This is a genomic window from Vibrio sp. 070316B (genome assembly GCF_013114115.1).
GTDB lineage: Bacteria > Pseudomonadota > Gammaproteobacteria > Enterobacterales > Vibrionaceae > Vibrio > Vibrio chagasii_B.
In genome coordinates this window covers 63,419-81,493 of the sequence record NZ_VTYC01000024.1, presented here as the reverse complement: position 1 = coordinate 81,493, position 18,075 = coordinate 63,419, and the positions used below count along the sequence as shown (strand labels likewise).

Sequence of the window (18,075 nt, the reverse complement as noted above, 5' to 3'; positions counted from 1 at the left end):
ATAATGGTGCCTCGAGGCGGAATCGAACCACCGACACGCGGATTTTCAATCCGCTGCTCTACCGACTGAGCTATCGAGGCAAAAGAATGGTGCCGACTACCGGAGTCGAACTGGTGACCTACTGATTACAAGTCAGTTGCTCTACCTACTGAGCTAAGTCGGCACACTAAATTCTTTATGCTTTTGTCCGTGCTGTTACTCCCTGTTAAAGAGTGTTGACACCAACAAATCAAATTGTGGTGCCCGGAGGCGGAATCGAACCACCGACACGAGGATTTTCAATCCTCTGCTCTACCGACTGAGCTATCCGGGCAACGGAGCGCTATTAAACGGATTTTCTGCATAACCGTCAACACCTTTTTTGAAAATAATTAAAAAAAACGTTCGTTAGTTGTTTTTTTATTCAAAAGTGAGGCTTACGTTTTACCTTGGTTAAAATCTTTCTTGAACTTTGTTACTTTTTCTAGGTATCGGCGCGACTCTTTGTTCGGGTGTTTTTTAGTAAGTGCCCAGTAAGCTTGACTCGGTTGCAGTGAGTTTAAGTCACGCATTGCTCGCTTTCTGTCCTTGCTAAAGGTATTGAGTACACCACCAGTGCCACCGTTGTACGCAGAAATCATGCTGTATTCCAATGTTGTGGGGTGTCGCACATCTTTCAAATAGCGATTTTTAAGGATGTAAAAGTACGCGGTGCCGGCATCAATGTTGTTTTCTGGGTTGAATAAGTACTCAGGAGTAGGCTCCCCAGGTTTGTTTTTTACCAGTTTAAATACATCTCGACCTGCTGTTTTCGGCACAACTTGCATCAAGCCGTATGCATTCGCCCAGCTAACCGCATATGGGTTAAAGCTACTTTCTGTCTTGATGATTGCGTAGATTAAGTCTTCTGGGATGTCATAGCGCTTAGATGCACGTCGAACGATATCGGCATATTGGTAACTACGTTGGCTTGCGTGATCGGCCACCATAGGGATTTCAACGTAATAGGCTTTTTTAAAGTCGACTTCTTTGGTTTTGAGGTTGTTGGCAATCAGGTAGTCAGCAAATTTGTTGGCGCGCCATGTCCATTGGATAGGCTTTTTCTCTTGGTCTACAACTTGGTTATAGAGAAAAGGTTTACCTTCTAATTTGATACTTTTTGAAGAGAATAGGTCGACATGTGCTGGATCATCCGGTGTCAACAGCGTTGTCATAATTGCATTTTTGAGGTGTTTTTTAGGCTCTGTTGAGGAAACTGTTTCTACCGTTATCAGGCCCTCGCTAAAGTTTACTTCTGATCGGCTCAAGTAATTATCTATGTATTTCACATAGTTACTCTTACCTGCCATCTTGATTTCGTTGCTACCCCAGCGCTTTTGGATATTGCCAGAAAAGCTATTGATCAAAGCGTCTAATGCGCCTGTATCTTTTTCAAATTGACCGGGTAACTCCGCTAAGTTATTTACGAATCGGTTGGTTGGCTCGTAATTCACATCATAAATGCTCTCAACGAACTCACGACTGCAACCAGTAAGTAGCATGGCGGTTAGGAAGTAACTGAGCTTTTTCATAGTTCCTCATACAAAAATGACATCGCAGCGCTAACCATGATGTCATTAAAATTTGCTTAAATAAATGTCTTATTCGCTTGGTGGAGTGTAGCCATCAATTACGACATCTTTACCTTCGAAAAGGAAGTTAACCATCTCAGTTTCAAGAAGTTTACGATGTTCAGGATCCATCATATTTAGCTTCTTTTCATTGATAAGCATGGTTTGTTTGCTTTGCCATTGTCCCCAAGCTTCTTTAGAGATGTTGTCAAAGATACGCTTACCTAAGTCACCTGGGTAAAGTTGAAATTCTAAGCCTTCAGCGTCTTTCTGGAGGCGAGCACAAAATACAGTGCGGCTCATAGTGGTTCCTCTTATCGCGTTCGTTGATTCAAACGTCGTCATTCAGTTCAAAGGGTAGGCTTTCAATAAGCTGCTTTACAGGAGCGGCTAGGCCAATTTCTTCTGGTTTTGATAAGTTATACCAGAGACCTTTAGTCCCTTCCATTATCAAATCTGGTTGTTTATCTAATTTTACTAATACTGGTGTGATATCTAAGTGGTAGTGGCTGAAAGTATGCCTAAACGCAATCATGGTCTTGATTGAATCTGTGTTTGTGATTGAACGAAGATCCAATTGGTGTTCGATTTCTGCGTTCTCATTTTGAGGGAAACAGAATAAGCCTCCCCAGATACCTGATTGAGGGCGCTGCTCAAGCCATACTTGGTTATCGTGATACAGGATTACAAACCATGTCTCTTTTACTGGTTTCTCTTTCTTTGGCTTTTTGCCAGGGAAGTCGAGTTGTCTATCGAGTTTTTTAGCTTCACACATGCTTTCAATTGGGCACAGAGTACATTTAGGCTTGCTACGAGTACAAACCATTGCTCCCATATCCATCATAGCTTGATTGTACTTATCGACATCTTGCTTTGGTGTGTGTGCCTCTGCGTGTTCCCAGAGTTGGTTTTCAACCTTCTTTTGTCCAGGCCAACCCTCGACAGCAAAGCTTCTCGCAAGCGTTCGTTTTACATTGCCATCAAGAATCGCATGAGGAAGCTTATGAACCGAAGACAGCACAGCCGCAGCAGTCGAGCGACCGATGCCCGGTAGCGCGTTCATCTCCTCGATAGAAAGCGGAAATTCACCACCATATTGCTCTGCGACGATCTTGGCAGCTTTGTGTAGGTTACGAGCTCGTGCGTAGTAACCAAGCCCTGTCCATAGATGGAGCACTTCATCTTGCTCGGCGTTTGCTAGATCGATAACTGTTGGAAAACGTTCCAGGAAGCGTTGGTAGTATGGAATCACCGTGGTGACCTGAGTCTGCTGAAGCATTATTTCAGATAGCCAAACGGTGTAGGCGGTTTTGTTTTGTTGCCAAGGTAATTCTTTACGCCCGTAGGCGTCATACCACTTTAATATGGCGGTTGCGAAAGGAGTCACGACATGCTCTATGCTTTGCTATTATTAGAAGCGAAATTGCACCACACTTAACGTTGGATGTAAAACAGACAAATTGTGTGGGAATTTATCCACGGAAAGACTTGCACCGAAGGCAATTCTTTGGATAATCCCCGCTTTGATTAATCAATGTGCAGGCAAAAATCAATGAGTGAAGTGACCACTAACGAATATACTGAAGACGGCAAACTGGTTCGTAAGATCCGTAGTTTTGTTCGCCGCGAAGGCCGCTTAACAAAAGGCCAAGAGAACGCGATGAATGAATGTTGGCCAACAATGGGTATCGACTACAACCCAGAGCTTCTTAACTGGAAAGAAGTATTTGGCAACGATAACCCAGTTGTACTAGAGATTGGCTTCGGTATGGGTGCATCACTGGTTGAAATGGCAAAGAACGCACCTGAGAAGAACTTCTTAGGTATTGAAGTTCACAGCCCAGGTGTTGGTGCTTGTTTGGGTACTGCGCGCGATGCTGGCGTAACTAACCTACGTGTAATGTGTCACGATGCTGTTGAAGTATTTGAACACATGATTCCAGATAGCAGCCTGCATACACTGCAACTGTTTTTCCCTGACCCATGGCACAAAGCCCGTCACCACAAGCGTCGTATCGTTAAAGCTGAATTCGCTGAAATGGTTCGTGCTAAGCTACACCTTGAAACTGGTATTTTCCACATGGCAACTGACTGGGAAAACTACGCAGAGCACATGATTGAAGTAATGAACGTTGCTCCAGGTTTTGAGAATATCGCTGAAGATGGTGATTACATTCCTCGCCCGGATGAGCGTCCACTGACTAAATTTGAAGCTCGTGGCCACCGTTTAGGTCACGGCGTTTGGGATATTAAGTACAAGCGTACTCAGTAATTCTGAACATCAACAAATATAAGGTGAGATTTGATTAGGATCTTAACCTTACACTTTGTGGGATTGATAAAAGCCAACATTATTGTAGTGTTGGCTTTTTTGTCCTTAGGCTTTTATTTCAGTAAAGGCTTAACGACAGAAAGTAGTATCAATCACAGTAAGTAAGTGAGCAGAAATAGCGTAGGAAAAAGGCTTGAGAACAAGGCAGCATTTTTCGATAAGTATTACTCTACAATCAAAAATTCTCACGCAGTTATCGAGCGCTTTAACAAGCTAGAGTGAGCCGTTATTTACTACGATTGGTATATGTTACATCCCTACAAAAATAACAATATAGAAGTAAGCACACATGAAACCAACTCAAGCTATTTTGGCCGAGATCTTAGAAGAAGTTCGCCCTTTAATTGGTCAGGGAAAGGTCGCTGATTATATTCCTGCATTAGCGCGTGTATCGAACCAGAAACTGGCGATTGCGGTGTACACCAATGAAGGAGAAGTGATTCAAGCTGGTGATGCAGAGGAAGCCTTCTCTGTACAATCTATCTCTAAGGCTTTGAGTTTGACGTTAGCAATGGTGCTCTATAAGCCGGAAGAGATTTGGCAGCGTGTAGGTAAAGAGCCTTCAGGGCAAGCCTTTAACTCGATGATTCAGCTTGAGATGGAACATGGGATTCCTCGTAACCCGTTCATCAATGCTGGTGCAATTGTTGTTGCAGACCTACTACAAAGCCGCTTGTCAGCGCCAAGACAGCGTTTATTAGAGTTTGTGCGTCAGTTATCGGGCGATACGCATATCGTGTACGACAAGGTTGTAGCTGCTTCAGAAATGATGCACAGCGACCGCAACGCGGCTATCGCGTACTTGATGCGCTCGTTTGGTAATTTCGAGAACGATGTTATCCCTGTACTCAATAATTACTTCCATGCTTGTGCACTTAAGATGACTTGTGTGGATTTGGCGAAAACCTTTAGCTATTTAGCGAACAAAGGTGTATCAGTTCAGACTAAGAAAGAGATCATCACGCCGGTACAGACTAAGCAGTTGAATGCTTTGCTTGCGACTTGTGGTTTGTACGATGGAGCCGGTGAGTTTGCTTATCGCGTTGGTATGCCGGGTAAATCGGGAGTAGGTGGCGGTATTATCGCTATCGTACCGGGTGAGATGACGATTGCAGTGTGGTCTCCAGAGCTGGATCCTTCTGGTAACTCACTGGCTGGCACTAAGGCTCTCGAGCTGCTTTCAGAACGTATTGGTCGTTCTATTTTCTAAGAGAAAGATACGAGATTCGAGCACGGACGTTGTCCTATAGAACGCTTCGCTCCGAGACAGGGCTATAAAACAAAAAGGGTTGACCCTAAAGCCAACCCTTACGCAATGCTTCTCGAATCTCGAACTATTCGTCTTCTTCAGCCATGAAGGCTTCTAGCAAATCGTTGAGGAACAGCTTTCCTTTTTCTGTGATCTGCCAATGAGTGTCGGTTTCGCTCAAGTAACCTAGCTCTTTTGCCCACTCAATTGTTGGCTGAACAGCGTCAAAACCAAGCCCTGTCGTATCAATGAAATCTTGCTTAGGGCATGCTTCCATCAGCCTGAAACGGTTCATGAAAAACTCGAAAGGGCGATCTTCGTTTGCTACTTCAAATTCATCCGAAATATAAGGCTTCACCATATTCTGGTAAGCCGCCAAATAGCCTCTAGGGTGTTTAACCTTAGTCGTTCGAATGATTCGTCCATCAGCAAAACTCAGCTTGCCATGAGAGCCGCAGCCAATACCCAAGTAGTCACCGAAACGCCAGTAGTTGAGGTTGTGTTGACACTGGTAGCCCGGCTTGCTGTAGCCTGATATTTCGTACTGCACATACCCTGCATCAGCGAGCTTTTTGTGGCCCAATTCGAAGATGTCCCAGAGATCATCGTCATCAGGTAGGGTGGGCGTTTTGTAATAGAACATGGTGTTAGGTTCTATTGTTAGCTGGTACCAAGATAAATGCGGGGGATCTAACTCGATCGCTTTATCTAGATCCGACAACGCTTGCTCGATGCTTTGATCCGGTAAGCCATGCATAAGATCGAGGTTAAAGCTGTTTAGACCGATTTTATGTGCAAGGTGAGCTGCGTTGACTGCTTCATCTTGACCATGGATACGCCCAAGCCTTTCTAGCTTCTCTTGCTCAAAGCTTTGTACACCAACCGAGATACGGGTAATCCCCGCTTTTTGGTAACCAGCAAAACGCTCCGCTTCAATGGTGCCGGGGTTGGCTTCCATGGTAATTTCAATTTCAGGTTTGAATGGGATGCGTTGCTCAATGCCTTGAAGCAGTCGACCGATACCTTCTGGAGAGAACAGGCTTGGAGTACCACCACCAATAAAGATCGAATGCAGCGGACGAGGCATGCCATTTAGCTGATATTTTTCGATATCAGTATCAAGATCTTCTAGCAGTGCATCGATGTACTCTTTTTCTGGGATCTCGGTTTTCAACGCGTGTGAGTTGAAATCACAATACGGACACTTTTGTACACACCACGGGATGTGTACATAAAGGCTAAGAGCTGGTGGAACGAGTGCTGCATTGTGCATTACTGATCTTGCTCTTTGAGTGCTTTGAATAGTGACGCAAGGGCTTTACCACGGTGTGATAGTTGCTTTTTGCGTGAAGGGTCAAGCTCGGCAGATGCACAGTTCTCTTCTGGAACAAAGAATACAGGATCGTAGCCAAAGCCATTTTCGCCGTGTTCTTCAGTCAGAATTTGTCCTTCCCACTTACCATGACATACCAATGGTGTTGGATCATTTTCGTGACGCATTAGCACCAATACACAGTGGAAACGAGCAGTACGCTTTGCTACCTCAACACCTTGCATGGCATCAAGCAGCTTTTCGATGTTCTGCTTATCGGTAGCACCTTCACCTGAGTAACGTGCAGAGTAGATACCTGGCGCGCCCTTAAGGAAGTCAACCTCTAAACCGGAGTCGTCAGCAATGGCTGGCAGCCCTGTCTCTTTGGCAGCATGGCGAGCTTTGATGATGGCATTTTCAATGAAAGTTGTTCCTGTCTCAGCGACTTCTGAAACGTTAAACTCACTTTGTGCGACAACGTCAAAACCAAACTCAGACAGAATACCTGCCATCTCGCGAACTTTACCTTGGTTGCCTGTGGCTAAAACAATCTTACTCATGGGGATGTTGCTCTAATAAGTTGGTGAACAGAAAAGTGAAGGCTGAACCTACTCTTCTATATAGAATTTTTGTGTGAATCGCAGTGGGCCTGTGCCTTTCAAACCTGCGTTAACATCAATATCAAAAGTGATGTTTTCTTCGTGTGTTACAGGGAACTCAGCTAGGTAATAAATCGCATCACCTTCCTTTATCTCGCGGAAGTTAAGTGTGCGAGTATTGCCCACAAGGTTCTTGGCTGTTCCCGTGACTTTAGCGGTTGTTGCTGGTTTGCCAAGGGAAGCTTTGTCTAGCACGCTGATGTTCAGAATCGCTGAGTAGCCATTTCGCTTAAGTTTATATTGCTTAGCGACTTGAGCCGTTAAAAATGTTGAGTTAAAAGCTGAGTAGTGAACCTCGACATCCTTAATGTTTTTAAATTGTCCTGCTGAGCTTGGTAGGGCAACAAGAGCTGTAAGTAGTGCTGTAATCCATAGACGCATAATGACTCCAATAAATAGCAAAAAGCCATCATAGGATGGCTTTGACTTCAGTGGGGATTTGGCTTGGCGAGCATATTCGAACTTGTTTGTGCCGGCCGAGCTCTCCCTTTTCTATCTTAATTTGCCCTTTAGCGACCTTAAACTGTTTCGCTAGGTATTTCGCTAAGTGGACATTGGCTTTGCCATCTACTGGTGGAGCAGTAATGGCAATTTTGAGTTCCTCACCATGCAAGCCAACAATCTTGTCTCGGCTTGCTTTGGGTTGGATATAGAGTCTAAGAAGAATATCGTCTCCCTCGACCCAAACCGCTTTTGGCATCGTCAAAGTACCTGATGTTCGTACTTGAATTATAGCTGATACCAAATAGGACCAATCATGTCACCCATTAGGAAGTTCGCAAACTGAAGAACAATGAACAGAACCAGAACGCTTAAGTCGAAGCCACCCATATCCGGTAGGATACGGCGGATAGGCATTAGCATTGGCTCAGTCAGTTGGTGGAACACATACTCGATTGGGCTGCGACCTTGACTAACCCAGCTTAGGATTGCACGGATTAGTAGTACCCAGAAAATCAAACCACCCGCCGCTTTAATCAGAGATAGTCCGCCAAAGATTAGGAAGCTGATGTCGAACACAGCCGCGCCGCTAGAGATAATTAAGTTGAGAGCGACGAACTTGAGTACACATAGCACATAAGCGAAAACAACCGTTGCCAGATCTAGGCTGCCGATTGATGGAATAACTCGGCGTAGTGGAGCAACCACTGGTTGTGTCGCTTTTACGATGAATTGTGAGAACGGATTGTAGAAATCTGCACGTGATGCTTGTAGCCAGATACGCAAGATCACAACCATGATGTAAAGATCAAAAACGGTCGAGATCAGAAAGCTCATCGAGTTCATATTGTTTCCTTTTTCGGATTTACTTGCCGCTTAGATATCACATGAGCGACGCAAGGCTTTTGTACCTTGATTGGTACTAAAACAGTTTTTCCATCTCTTCAGCTCGAGCAACTGCCGCTTGCATGGCTTTGGCTACGATGTCTGATAGTTGATGTTCATTAAACGTGCGCAGTGCTTCGGCGGTAGTACCACCTTTTGAAGTCACTTGCTCACGCAGTGTAGATAATTCTGTATCTGGATTCGCGACCACCATCTCTGCCGCGCCTAATGCCGATTGCTGCACTAGCTTGCGGGCCGTCTCTTGGTCGAAACCTTGATTGACTGCTTCCGCTTGCATCGCTTCCATAAATAGGAAGAAGTAAGCCGGAGCGCTGCCTGCCGCTGCAATAATGTTGTTGATACCAGATTCTTGCTCTACCCAGCTCACTTCACCTACAGCTTGCATTAGCTGTGATGCGAAATCTTTATCTGCTTGGCTAACGGTTGAATCTGCATAAAGCCCACTCATGCCTTTACCAAGCAATGATGGCGTGTTTGGCATTACACGAACCAGGTTCAGTTGGCAGTCTAACATCTCATTGAGTCGATTCGCATTAATACCTGCGGCAATTGAGATTACCAGTTTGTTGCTAAAGTCGATGCTTTGTAAGGGTTTACATACATCGGCCATCATTTGTGGTTTCACCGATAATACAACAACGTCTGCTTGCTCAGCTGCGGCAATATTATCGCTGGTGGTATTGATGCCATATTCTTGCTCTAACGGCACTCTTCTCGTGTCAGAAGGCGCTGTCGCTGTAATCTTATGCGCTGGGTAACCACTCGCTACTAAGCCCGCTACAATTGAGCGAACCATGTTTCCCGCCCCGATAAAGGCGATGTTCTTATGTTCCATATATCAAATCCTGAGCGTGTCGCTACGCGGTGAAAGCGGAGCGGTATCAATACTTAAACTTTTTTGGTTGTTAGGTGTCGTTACTTCGCGTAATCACGAGCACCAAAAATCGCGGTTCCAATGCGAACCATGGTGCTGCCAGCCTCGACTGCTGCGTCCATATCACCACTCATGCCCATCGAAAGGGTATCAATATCAGGATATTTTGCAGCTAGCTTATCTTTTAGCTCTGCCAGTTGAGAGAAAGCGTTAAGCTGTGATTGATAGTCAGAGACGTTTGCAGGAATCGACATCAACCCTCTTAAAGTGAGGTTGGGCAGTGAGGAAATCAACTCTGCCAGTGCAAAAACTGACTCTTCAGATGTGCCAGACTTGGACGCTTCACCACTGGTGTTTACTTGAATTAACACTTGCAAAGGTGGAAGCTCGCTTGGACGTTGGTCATTCAGTCTCTGAGCGATCTTATCGCGATCGATGGAGTGTACCCATGCGAAGCTTTCTGCGATAAGGCGAGTTTTATTAGACTGGATTGGACCAATAAAGTGCCATTCCAAATTTAGGTTAGAATGTTGTTCTGAAAAGTGTTTTACTTTATCGACACCTTCTTGAACATAGTTTTCACCAAAGGCAATTTGGCCTCCGAGTGCGGCTTCTAGAATCGCATCAATAGGTTTAGTTTTGCTGACGGCTAAAAGTTGCACGGACTCTGGAGCTCGTCCGCACTTTTGCTCAGCACTACGAATCTGTGAGGTGATTTGTTCGATATTTTGTTGAATACTACTCATAGCTGACTTTACTTAAGGGAAAATAAATGGATATCACTGAGTTACTAGATTTTAGTGTAAAGCATAACGCGTCAGATCTACATCTTTCTGCGGGTGTATCTCCAATGGTACGTATAGATGGTGAAGTAAGGAAGCTTGGAATACCAGCTTTGAGTCATGCTGATGTGCACCGTTTGGTTTTTGAGATCATGAGCGACTCGCAGCGCGGTGAATTTGAGGAAAAACTGGAAGTCGACTTCTCTTTTGAATTACCCAATATCGGTCGTTTTCGTGTTAACGCTTTTAACCAAGCCCGTGGCTGCTCAGCTGTCTTTCGAACTATCCCTGTCGAGATACCAACGTTAGAGCAGTTAGGTGCTCCTGATATCTTTGAAAAGATTGCTAATTTCGAAAAGGGTCTCGTGCTAGTTACAGGCCCAACAGGTTCTGGTAAATCGACCACTCTTGCGGCGATGGTGGATTACGTAAATCGTAACCATAATAAGCATATCCTGACGATTGAAGACCCGATTGAATTTGTTCACACCAACAATAAGTGTCTAGTGAACCAGCGTGAGGTTCATCGTGATACTCATAGCTTTAAAGCGGCGCTGCGCAGTGCGTTACGTGAAGACCCTGATGTTATCCTTGTTGGTGAGCTTCGTGACCAAGAAACCATTAGTTTAGCGCTCACGGCTGCAGAAACTGGTCACTTGGTTTTTGGTACCTTACATACCAGCTCGGCGGCAAAAACGATTGACCGTATCATCGATGTTTTCCCTGGTAGTGATAAAGATATGGTTCGTTCAATGTTATCTGAATCATTACGCTCGGTGATTGCCCAGAAGTTGTTAAAACGGGTTGGTGGTGGTCGTGTGGCTTGTCATGAAATAATGATGGCGACACCAGCGATCAGAAACTTGATTCGTGAAGATAAGGTCGCTCAGATGTATTCGATCATTCAAACGGGTGCAGCACATGGCATGCAAACCATGGAGCAAAATGCGAAGCAGCTGATGGCTCAAGGCTTAGTTGACTCGGAAGAGGTCGAGAAAAAGATCGAAATTGAAACCTCAATGTTTTAATCAAGGTGTACATAATGGAATTGAATCAAATCCTTGAGGGAATGCTTTCTCAAAAAGCGTCCGATCTTTACATCACGGTTGATGCGCCTGTTTTGTTCCGTGTCGATGGTGAGCTGCGACCGCAAGGTGAGAAGCTGAATTCGGCGCAGGTCGCTCAGCTACTTGATGCGATGATGGATCAAGAACGACGTGATGAATATCAGCAAACGCGTGAGGCTAACTTTGCCATTGTACGTGATTTTGGTCGCTTTCGTGTTAGTGCGTTCTTTCAGCGAGAGCTGCCTGGAGCAGTGATTCGACGCATCGAGACGAACATCCCAACCTTTGAGCAATTAAAGCTTCCTGATGTATTACAAGACCTCTCAATTGCCAAGCGTGGGCTTGTGCTGGTGGTTGGGGCTACGGGTTCTGGTAAATCGACCTCGATGGCGGCGATGACAGGCTACCGCAATACCAATCGCTCGGGGCATATCTTGACGGTTGAAGACCCGATTGAATTCGTCCACGAACATAAGAAATGCATAGTTACTCAGCGTGAGGTAGGGCTCGACACCGAGAGCTATGAAGTCGCCCTTAAAAACTCGTTGCGCCAAGCGCCAGATATGATTTTGATTGGCGAAATCCGTAGCCGCGAAACCATGGAATATGCGATGACCTTTGCTGAGACGGGTCACTTGTGTATGGCAACTTTGCACGCGAATAATGCCAACCAAGCGTTAGAGCGTATTCTTCATTTGGTGCCTAAAGAACAGAAAGAACAGTTCCTGTTTGATCTGTCGATGAATTTACGTGGTGTGATTGCTCAGCAGTTAATTCGAGATAAGAATGGCAGCGGGCGTCATGGTGTATTTGAAATTCTACTCAACAGCCCACGAGTGTCTGACTTGATTCGTCGCGGTGAATTGCACGAGCTAAAAGCAACAATGGCAAAATCAAAAGAAGTCGGCATGCAAACCTTTGACCAAGCTTTGTTTGATTTAGTTGTAGCGGGAAAGATTAGCGAAGAAGATGCGTTTCATAGTGCCGATTCGGCTAATGACTTACGTTTGATGCTAAAAACCAGACGAGGTGATGGTGACTATGGAACTGGAGCATTATCTGGCGTGAAAATTGATATGGGTTAGATTGAAAAATAAAAAGCCAGAGCTCTTTTGACGGAGAGATCTGGCTTACCATTGTTGTTCTAGTTGCTGTTCAACGAGCCATGACTTCTTCGACTGTCGTCGTAGTACATATTGCCACTATTGAATCCTGAATTGGTTTTGCCATCATTCATGTAACTAGCGCTACTAGACCCTGTTGAGCTGCACGCAGAAATGGTTAGAGCGGCGAAGATTGCTAGAAAAATTTTCATGTGAACTCCCACTTACCTATTGATGAATTGCATCGTCTTTACGGCGAGAAATTCGTGCGGGATCACAAATCGGGTTGCTTTTTGCTCACTTAATTTTCGTTAAGAATATTGTGCTTCAAACCAGCTTTCGAGAATGACAACTGCGGACTGGTTATCAACATTTCCTTTACTTAATGCTTTGTAGCCACCCATGTCAAAGAGGTCGGCTCTTGCTTCTGCGGTCGATAATCTTTCGTCATGCAGCTCAACATCAACACCAAAACGACCTTTTAAGCGGTTAGCAAATTTCTTTGCTCTTGGTGTGATGGTCTCTAGATCACGACCGTGAAGATCGGTAGGTAGCCCGACGACGATAAGATTTGGTTGCCACTCTTTAATCTGTTTTTCGATATCGTCCCAGTTCGGGATACCGTCTTTAGCTTTAAACGCTTTTAAAGGGCTCGCTGTGCCAGTGATTTCTTGTCCAATCGCGCTGCCGATACTTTTTGTACCGTAATCAAATGCCATAATTGTTCGTGACATGGGGTTTCCAAATTTATCTGTGTTTGAGAGTGTCTGTTTATTTTATTTAGCTGATTTGAGCTAGGCGTGACCAGCGTCTGCTGAAAGCTGAGCGGCATTAATACCTAACATTTGTACCGCAACTTTCCAGCGATCTGAAATTGGCGTATCGAAGATGACTTTAGGGTCGGCCTCAACGGTTAACCATGAGTTCTCGGTCAGTTCGGTTTCCAGTTGTCCCGGTTCCCACCCTGCATACCCAAGTGCGACTAAATAATTCATCGGCTCATCTTCTGTGCCTAACACCATCAAGATATCTTTTGAGGTTGTTACTGAGATTTGGTTAGTCATGTTGATGCTGGATTGATAGCTGCCTTTAGGTTTGTGCAAAATAAACCCGCGGTCTTCTGCTACAGGTCCACCATTTAATACCGGCTTATCAAGGCTAGCTTGATTCGCTTTTGGTTGTTCAGACTCAACCTCAACTTGTTTGAGCATACTACCGACAGTGACATCGATGGGAGCGTTAATCATTAACCCCATCGCACCTTCCTCGTTGTGTTCACAGAGGTAGATTACCGAGTTTTGAAAATACGGATCTTTCATCCCGGGCATAGCGACCAAAAAGTGGTTCGTTAGGTTCATAGAGCCTCCTGCCAGTGTGTTCCCAATAAAGGAAAAGAGCGGCGTAAAGCCGCTCATTCTATCCCTAAGACGTATGTGTGAAGCGCTAGGGCTTTCTTTTAGCTTAGGTTATTTTGCGTTAACGCGACGCTCAATTGCATCCATTAATTTGCCCGTTACCGAGATATCGAAAGCGGCTTCGATTTCGCGGATACATGTAGGGCTCGTTACGTTGATTTCAGTTAGCTTATCACCGATGACGTCTAGGCCAACGAAGATTAGACCTTTTTCTTTTAGTGCAGGAGCAACCGCTCTTGCGATCGCCCAATCTGTGTCACTTAGAGGACGTGCTTCACCAGTACCGCCAGCTGCAAGGTTACCTCGAGTTTCGCCTTTAGCAGGGATTCGAGCTAGGCAGTAAGGCATTGGCTCACCGTCAACTACAAGAATACGCTTATCACCGTTGCTGATGTCAGGAACGAAAGTCTGTGCCATCGCGTAGTTTTGACCGTGGTTAGTCAGTGTTTCTATGATCACTGATACGTTTGGATCGCCTTCTTTCACACGGAAGATCGATGCACCACCCATACCATCAAGTGGTTTAAGGATTACGTCGCCATGCTTCTCGCGGAATTCTTTGATTTTCTCCGCTTTGCGAGTCACGATGGTGGTTGGTGTTAGTTCAGGGAACCATGCTGTGAACAGCTTCTCGTTACAGTCACGTAGGCTTTGTGGTTTGTTTACGATCAGTGCGCCATTCTCTTCAGCACGCTCAAGAATGTAGGTTGCGTAGATGTACTCAGTATCAAACGGAGGATCTTTACGCATCAGTACAGCATCTAAATCAGATAGCGCGATAGTCTGTTCTGACTTGAATTCATACCAACCATTTGGATCTTCTTTGAGCTCAACGACCTTAGTGTCTGCAATCGCTACGCCTTGATCTAAGTGTAGATCATTCATTTCCATGTAATGGATTTCGTAACCACGACGCTGAGCTTCAAGCATCATGGCAAAGCTAGAGTCTTTTTTGATGTTAATGGATGAAATTGGATCCATTACGATGCCAAGTTTGATCATTTTTTTCTCCTAGCCTAGATCGCCAAAACGGACTTGTAAGGCAGTAATTGCGGTTAGAGCTGCTGTTTCGGTACGAAGTACACGTGGGCCGAGTAGCGTCTCTTCAAATTTGTATTGTTCTGTCATGCCGATTTCTTCAGCCGACAAGCCACCTTCAGGGCCGATCAATAGGCGTACCTTACTGATAGGTTCTGGAAGGGTATTAATTGAGTATTTTGCACGAGGATGTAAGTTCAGCTTTAATGCTTCACTCGGTTCACTACACCATTCTTCAAGTTGCATGATAGGGCGAATCACTGGAACTGTATTTCGACCGCACTGCTCACACGCTGCGATCGCAATTTTCTGCCACTGAGCGAGTTTTTTCTCGAAGCGTTTAGCATCTAGTTTAACGCCGCAGCGTTCTGAAATCAGAGGAGTAATGGTATTCACACCAAGCTCTACTGATTTTTGGATTGTGAACTCCATTTTGTCGCCACGTGAAATCACTTGTCCTAAGTGTAAGTCTAATGGAGATTCACTGCTGCGCTCGATTCGCTCAGTCACGTCAACAGTGACATTCTTCTTTGATACTTCAGTGATTGTCGCTGGAAATTCAGCACCGCTGCCATCAAAAAGAAGCACTTCTTGACCTTCTTTCATACGAAGGACACGACCAACATGACCCGCGGCATCTTCGCCTAAAGCGAGTGAACCTAACTGATGAATGCGTTCTGGGTGATGGATACGAGGGATTCTCATGCTGGTAAACCTATAAATATGATCATTTGGGTATTTTGTCTCTGCCTAACATGGATGCTTTTAGTTAAAAAAACAAGGGTAGAGCAAGAGTTTCAGGGGCAATTCTGAAACTCTTGTTTGAGACGGCTAGGAATGTGGGTTACGCGAGTGGCGTTATTTACAAGCTGGATAAACAAATGGGTTGTGATTGCCTTGGATGGCATAGATACGCTCATCACGAGTACATTCCCACGCATCGACAGGGAACTGCTTGTTCCACGCCATCATCAGATTGGTTTGCTGTTTAGATAGCTTGAAACCATACTCTTGGCTCATGTAAAGATAAGTTCGAGCGATAGAGCCTTTCGCTCTGTCTGGCGGCATCACCTTACGTTGCTTGAAGTTGACCTGCATTTCACACTGACCATAGCTTACTCCATCCATACCATTCCACTGACTGAAATTGTAGTTGGAGCGATCCCCGTTAACCTCACCAATTGCCGGCGTCAAGTTGTGAAGGTCGGCTTCCATGGATTTGAATATTTTGTCATTGCGGGTGCAGTTCTTGCGTCCACCGTCTTGCCAGCATTGTCGCTGGTGGCCAAATTGCCAAGCGGGAACCACGTGTTCCCACTCAATTCGACTGGCCCGTTTTTGTTGCTTTCGCACTTGATAACCACAGCCTGCAAGATCTGGAATGCCTTTCTTTTTGTCTTTCCAAGTAATGTCACAGCCACAATAGAATGAAGTCGGGTGATCAAGGTAAATCTTCACGGCTTCTTTTTTTGCTTTGGAGAATGAGCTTGGTGGAGCGGCGAAAACGCTTTGGGTTACCAGTAGGCCAAATACTATCGATAAGTAAAAAGACACCGATAGGCCAAATGCTTTTGGAGTGGTTTTATACATAGAAAAAGACTGATAAAAGTATGATAAACATCAGTCTAGCACTCAAAGGATGGATTTCTCCATTACATTTCTATCATGAATTCCATTGAGTGCAGTTTTCTAAATTGGCGAGGGGCGCGAGAAAATAAAGCTGGCGCCGAGTCGGGGGGAGTTAGCTGAGTTGCGTGCCTGTAAAGGCCAAGGTTTGATTACACTGCTGGCAGCGGTAGCTTGACTGGTTACGTAACACCTTGTTGTGACGTCTGATAGAAAGTGGATAAACTGTGCAGGCACAGCGATACTCAAAGGTCTTCCCTTGCACTGAGGATATCTCAAAGCTATGGGTCGTTTTAGCTGGCACGTTGAATACCTTTTCCATCACGTATTTCCATTCATTCCCGTGAGGTCTCACTCGCCCAAAGACTTGATGTGTAATCAGATGTGCCAGTTCATGAGGCACCACCTCGTTAATGAAGGCATCCTCATTCTCGGCGAAGAGTACATGGTTGAGCTTAATTTCATTAAGCTGAAGGTAGGCCTTTCCTGCCGCTTTACCTCTTAACTTGTAAGTAATGGTCGGGCATGGGAATTCACGAGAGAAATGTTGATTAGCGATAGCTAGGCACTCGGCCAATTTCTTATTTGCTCGATGTTGTTGCGGGGTGTAAGACAAGCGTTGTTAACTCCAAAAAAAGGCCTCAGCGTTTAAGCTAAGGCCTCATCATAACATTGCTCGTTATTCTGGCGATAATTTAAAGGTGGTGATTCTTCTTGATGATTTCGTGGTAGGCATGCCATGTACCATAACCAAGTAGCGGCATGGTGACGATCATACCAATGCCGTAGGTTGCAAAGCCCACCAGAATACCGGCACAAATAATACTTGCCCACACCACCATTGCAGGGATGTTGGATTTCACGGCATTGAAGCTGGTGAAGATTGCGCTCATCACATCCACGCGTCTCTCCATCATCAATGGAATAGAAAATGCCGAGATGCTGAAGATTAGGCTGGCGATAACAAATCCAATGACAGAACCCGTGATCAAGAAGGGCGCAAACTCTGCTAATGGTGCGCCTTGTACAGATGGATACAAAGCGTGCAATAGAGCGGCGATACGCATCCAGAATATCATCGCGACCATTAATACAATCGCAAAGGCCCACTGGTGAGTCGAGTTGCGAGTAATGGCTTTCATTGAATGGAATAGGCTGGCGTTGTGCCCTTTTTCTCTTTCCCAGGCTGCGTCATACAAGCCCAGAGCAAGAAAAGGTCCTATCAGCATGTACACAATCAAGCTTGGCATCACCACCAAGTGTGTTCCTTGCCATTGGACAAGTTGAACAATGGCGATTGCCGCTCCCATAAAGCACAAACCGTAAAATGCGCTGATTAATGGCATTCTTACTAAGTCATGCAGAGCAAGCGACAACCAATGAAAGGGTGCGGAAATACTGATTTGGTTGCAAGGAATGGTGCGAGCGTAATCCTTATCGCTGACCTTGTGTTTTTTATCGTTCAGTTCGGATGGGTGCGCGGTACGAGGCATAGATCCCCCTAGTTAAATAACGTCCTAGTTATAATTCCATAAGGCTCATCGATGTGGCTTGTGTGAGAGTTATGGTGTTGAGCTAAATTGCTCTTTGTCATCCCAGTTTTTGTTCTAGCGTGCATTTAACGAGCGTTATCAGACTGAATTAATTTAAGTTAAATGTGAGCTTGATCGCCTAGGAGTTAC

Annotated in this window: 22 protein-coding genes and 3 tRNA genes; 4 read left to right on the top strand and 21 right to left on the bottom strand. The window is 45.1% G+C overall.

Features of this window, described 5'->3' with window-relative positions; all coding sequences use genetic code 11:
• Positions 1 to 4: 4 nt before the first annotated feature.
• The 6 genes from F0251_RS17405 to mutY form a co-directional block, all read right to left on the bottom strand.
• A tRNA-Phe gene (locus F0251_RS17405) sits at positions 5 to 80 on the bottom strand.
• Between the two features lie 7 nt (positions 81 to 87).
• Positions 88 to 163 (bottom strand) — tRNA-Thr (locus F0251_RS17400).
• 74 nt (positions 164 to 237) lie between these two features.
• Positions 238 to 313: transfer RNA gene (locus tag F0251_RS17395), tRNA-Phe, on the bottom strand.
• A 103-nt stretch (positions 314 to 416) separates the two neighbouring features.
• On the bottom strand, positions 417 to 1,550 hold the full coding sequence (gene mltC, locus F0251_RS17390) for a membrane-bound lytic murein transglycosylase MltC (protein WP_061032406.1): 1,134 nt from the start codon (positions 1,548 to 1,550) through the stop codon (positions 417 to 419).
• A gap of 69 nt (positions 1,551 to 1,619) precedes the next feature.
• Positions 1,620 to 1,892: an oxidative damage protection protein gene (locus tag F0251_RS17385; protein ID WP_004738952.1), complete on the bottom strand. Its 273-nt coding sequence runs from the start codon at positions 1,890 to 1,892 to the stop codon at positions 1,620 to 1,622.
• Positions 1,893 to 1,920: 28 nt separating this feature from the next.
• Positions 1,921 to 2,976 (bottom strand): A/G-specific adenine glycosylase, encoded by a 1,056-nt coding sequence (mutY, locus tag F0251_RS17380; RefSeq protein ID WP_171731465.1) that lies wholly within the window; start codon positions 2,974 to 2,976, stop codon positions 1,921 to 1,923.
• Positions 2,977 to 3,141: 165 nt separating this feature from the next.
• Between mutY and trmB the strand changes: the two genes are divergently transcribed.
• Positions 3,142 to 3,861, top strand: a complete 720-nt coding sequence (gene trmB, locus F0251_RS17375; protein ID WP_061032408.1) for a tRNA (guanosine(46)-N7)-methyltransferase TrmB — start codon at positions 3,142 to 3,144, stop codon at positions 3,859 to 3,861.
• Between the two features lie 349 nt (positions 3,862 to 4,210).
• The gene (gene glsB, locus F0251_RS17370; protein WP_008223607.1) at positions 4,211 to 5,131 is read left to right on the top strand and encodes a glutaminase B; all 921 of its coding nucleotides are present in this window, start codon (positions 4,211 to 4,213) and stop codon (positions 5,129 to 5,131) included.
• Between the two features lie 124 nt (positions 5,132 to 5,255).
• Here the strand turns inward: glsB and hemW are convergent, their stop codons facing one another.
• The 7 genes from hemW to F0251_RS17335 form a co-directional block, all read right to left on the bottom strand.
• Complete coding sequence (gene hemW, locus F0251_RS17365) at positions 5,256 to 6,443, bottom strand: radical SAM family heme chaperone HemW (RefSeq protein WP_171731464.1); 1,188 nt, start codon at positions 6,441 to 6,443, stop codon at positions 5,256 to 5,258.
• Positions 6,443 to 7,042 carry an XTP/dITP diphosphatase gene (locus F0251_RS17360; protein ID WP_061032410.1) on the bottom strand — a complete coding sequence of 200 codons (600 nt, stop codon included), beginning with the start codon at positions 7,040 to 7,042 and terminating at the stop codon, positions 6,443 to 6,445. Before F0251_RS17360 ends, hemW begins: the two co-directional genes overlap by 1 nt.
• Before the next feature lie 48 nt (positions 7,043 to 7,090).
• Positions 7,091 to 7,522, bottom strand: a complete 432-nt coding sequence (locus F0251_RS17355; protein ID WP_061032411.1) for a DUF4426 domain-containing protein — start codon at positions 7,520 to 7,522, stop codon at positions 7,091 to 7,093.
• Between the two features lie 28 nt (positions 7,523 to 7,550).
• Complete coding sequence (yggU, locus tag F0251_RS17350) at positions 7,551 to 7,841, bottom strand: DUF167 family protein YggU (protein ID WP_061032412.1); 291 nt, start codon at positions 7,839 to 7,841, stop codon at positions 7,551 to 7,553.
• A 29-nt stretch (positions 7,842 to 7,870) separates the two neighbouring features.
• A complete protein-coding gene (locus F0251_RS17345) occupies positions 7,871 to 8,428 on the bottom strand; it encodes a YggT family protein (RefSeq protein ID WP_116871621.1) in 558 nt (185 codons plus the stop codon).
• 76 nt (positions 8,429 to 8,504) lie between these two features.
• A complete protein-coding gene (gene proC, locus F0251_RS17340; protein ID WP_116871622.1) occupies positions 8,505 to 9,323 on the bottom strand; it encodes a pyrroline-5-carboxylate reductase in 819 nt (272 codons plus the stop codon).
• Between the two features lie 80 nt (positions 9,324 to 9,403).
• Positions 9,404 to 10,108 carry a YggS family pyridoxal phosphate-dependent enzyme gene (locus F0251_RS17335; protein WP_116871623.1) on the bottom strand — a complete coding sequence of 235 codons (705 nt, stop codon included), beginning with the start codon at positions 10,106 to 10,108 and terminating at the stop codon, positions 9,404 to 9,406.
• Positions 10,109 to 10,134: 26 nt separating this feature from the next.
• On the opposite strand from F0251_RS17335, the gene F0251_RS17330 reads away from it, so the two are divergent.
• The gene (locus F0251_RS17330; protein ID WP_171731463.1) at positions 10,135 to 11,172 is read left to right on the top strand and encodes a type IV pilus twitching motility protein PilT; all 1,038 of its coding nucleotides are present in this window, start codon (positions 10,135 to 10,137) and stop codon (positions 11,170 to 11,172) included.
• A 14-nt stretch (positions 11,173 to 11,186) separates the two neighbouring features.
• The gene (locus F0251_RS17325; protein WP_171731462.1) at positions 11,187 to 12,296 is read left to right on the top strand and encodes a PilT/PilU family type 4a pilus ATPase; all 1,110 of its coding nucleotides are present in this window, start codon (positions 11,187 to 11,189) and stop codon (positions 12,294 to 12,296) included.
• Between the two features lie 59 nt (positions 12,297 to 12,355).
• Here F0251_RS17325 and F0251_RS17320 read toward each other — a convergent pair whose 3' ends face one another.
• The 8 genes from F0251_RS17320 to F0251_RS17285 all read right to left on the bottom strand — a co-directional run bounded on the left by F0251_RS17320 (position 12,356) and on the right by F0251_RS17285 (position 17,886).
• A complete protein-coding gene (locus F0251_RS17320; protein WP_155647308.1) occupies positions 12,356 to 12,526 on the bottom strand; it encodes a hypothetical protein in 171 nt (56 codons plus the stop codon).
• Between the two features lie 99 nt (positions 12,527 to 12,625).
• Entirely contained in the window at positions 12,626 to 13,048 is a 423-nt protein-coding gene (gene ruvX / locus F0251_RS17315; protein ID WP_004738973.1) for a Holliday junction resolvase RuvX, read from the bottom strand.
• A 60-nt stretch (positions 13,049 to 13,108) separates the two neighbouring features.
• Complete coding sequence (locus F0251_RS17310; protein WP_171731461.1) at positions 13,109 to 13,672, bottom strand: YqgE/AlgH family protein; 564 nt, start codon at positions 13,670 to 13,672, stop codon at positions 13,109 to 13,111.
• A 108-nt stretch (positions 13,673 to 13,780) separates the two neighbouring features.
• Entirely contained in the window at positions 13,781 to 14,731 is a 951-nt protein-coding gene (gene gshB / locus F0251_RS17305; RefSeq protein ID WP_102424750.1) for a glutathione synthase, read from the bottom strand.
• Positions 14,732 to 14,740: 9 nt separating this feature from the next.
• Positions 14,741 to 15,472 (bottom strand): 16S rRNA (uracil(1498)-N(3))-methyltransferase, encoded by a 732-nt coding sequence (gene rsmE, locus F0251_RS17300; protein ID WP_171369405.1) that lies wholly within the window; start codon positions 15,470 to 15,472, stop codon positions 14,741 to 14,743.
• A 153-nt stretch (positions 15,473 to 15,625) separates the two neighbouring features.
• Positions 15,626 to 16,357, bottom strand: coding sequence for an endonuclease (locus F0251_RS17295; protein ID WP_171731460.1), 732 nt, complete (start codon positions 16,355 to 16,357; stop codon positions 15,626 to 15,628).
• Between the two features lie 151 nt (positions 16,358 to 16,508).
• On the bottom strand, positions 16,509 to 17,009 hold the full coding sequence (locus F0251_RS17290; RefSeq protein ID WP_102424753.1) for a SprT family zinc-dependent metalloprotease: 501 nt from the start codon (positions 17,007 to 17,009) through the stop codon (positions 16,509 to 16,511).
• A gap of 79 nt (positions 17,010 to 17,088) precedes the next feature.
• On the bottom strand, positions 17,089 to 17,886 hold the full coding sequence (locus F0251_RS17285; protein ID WP_008223581.1) for a DUF2189 domain-containing protein: 798 nt from the start codon (positions 17,884 to 17,886) through the stop codon (positions 17,089 to 17,091).
• Positions 17,887 to 18,075 lie beyond the last annotated feature (189 nt).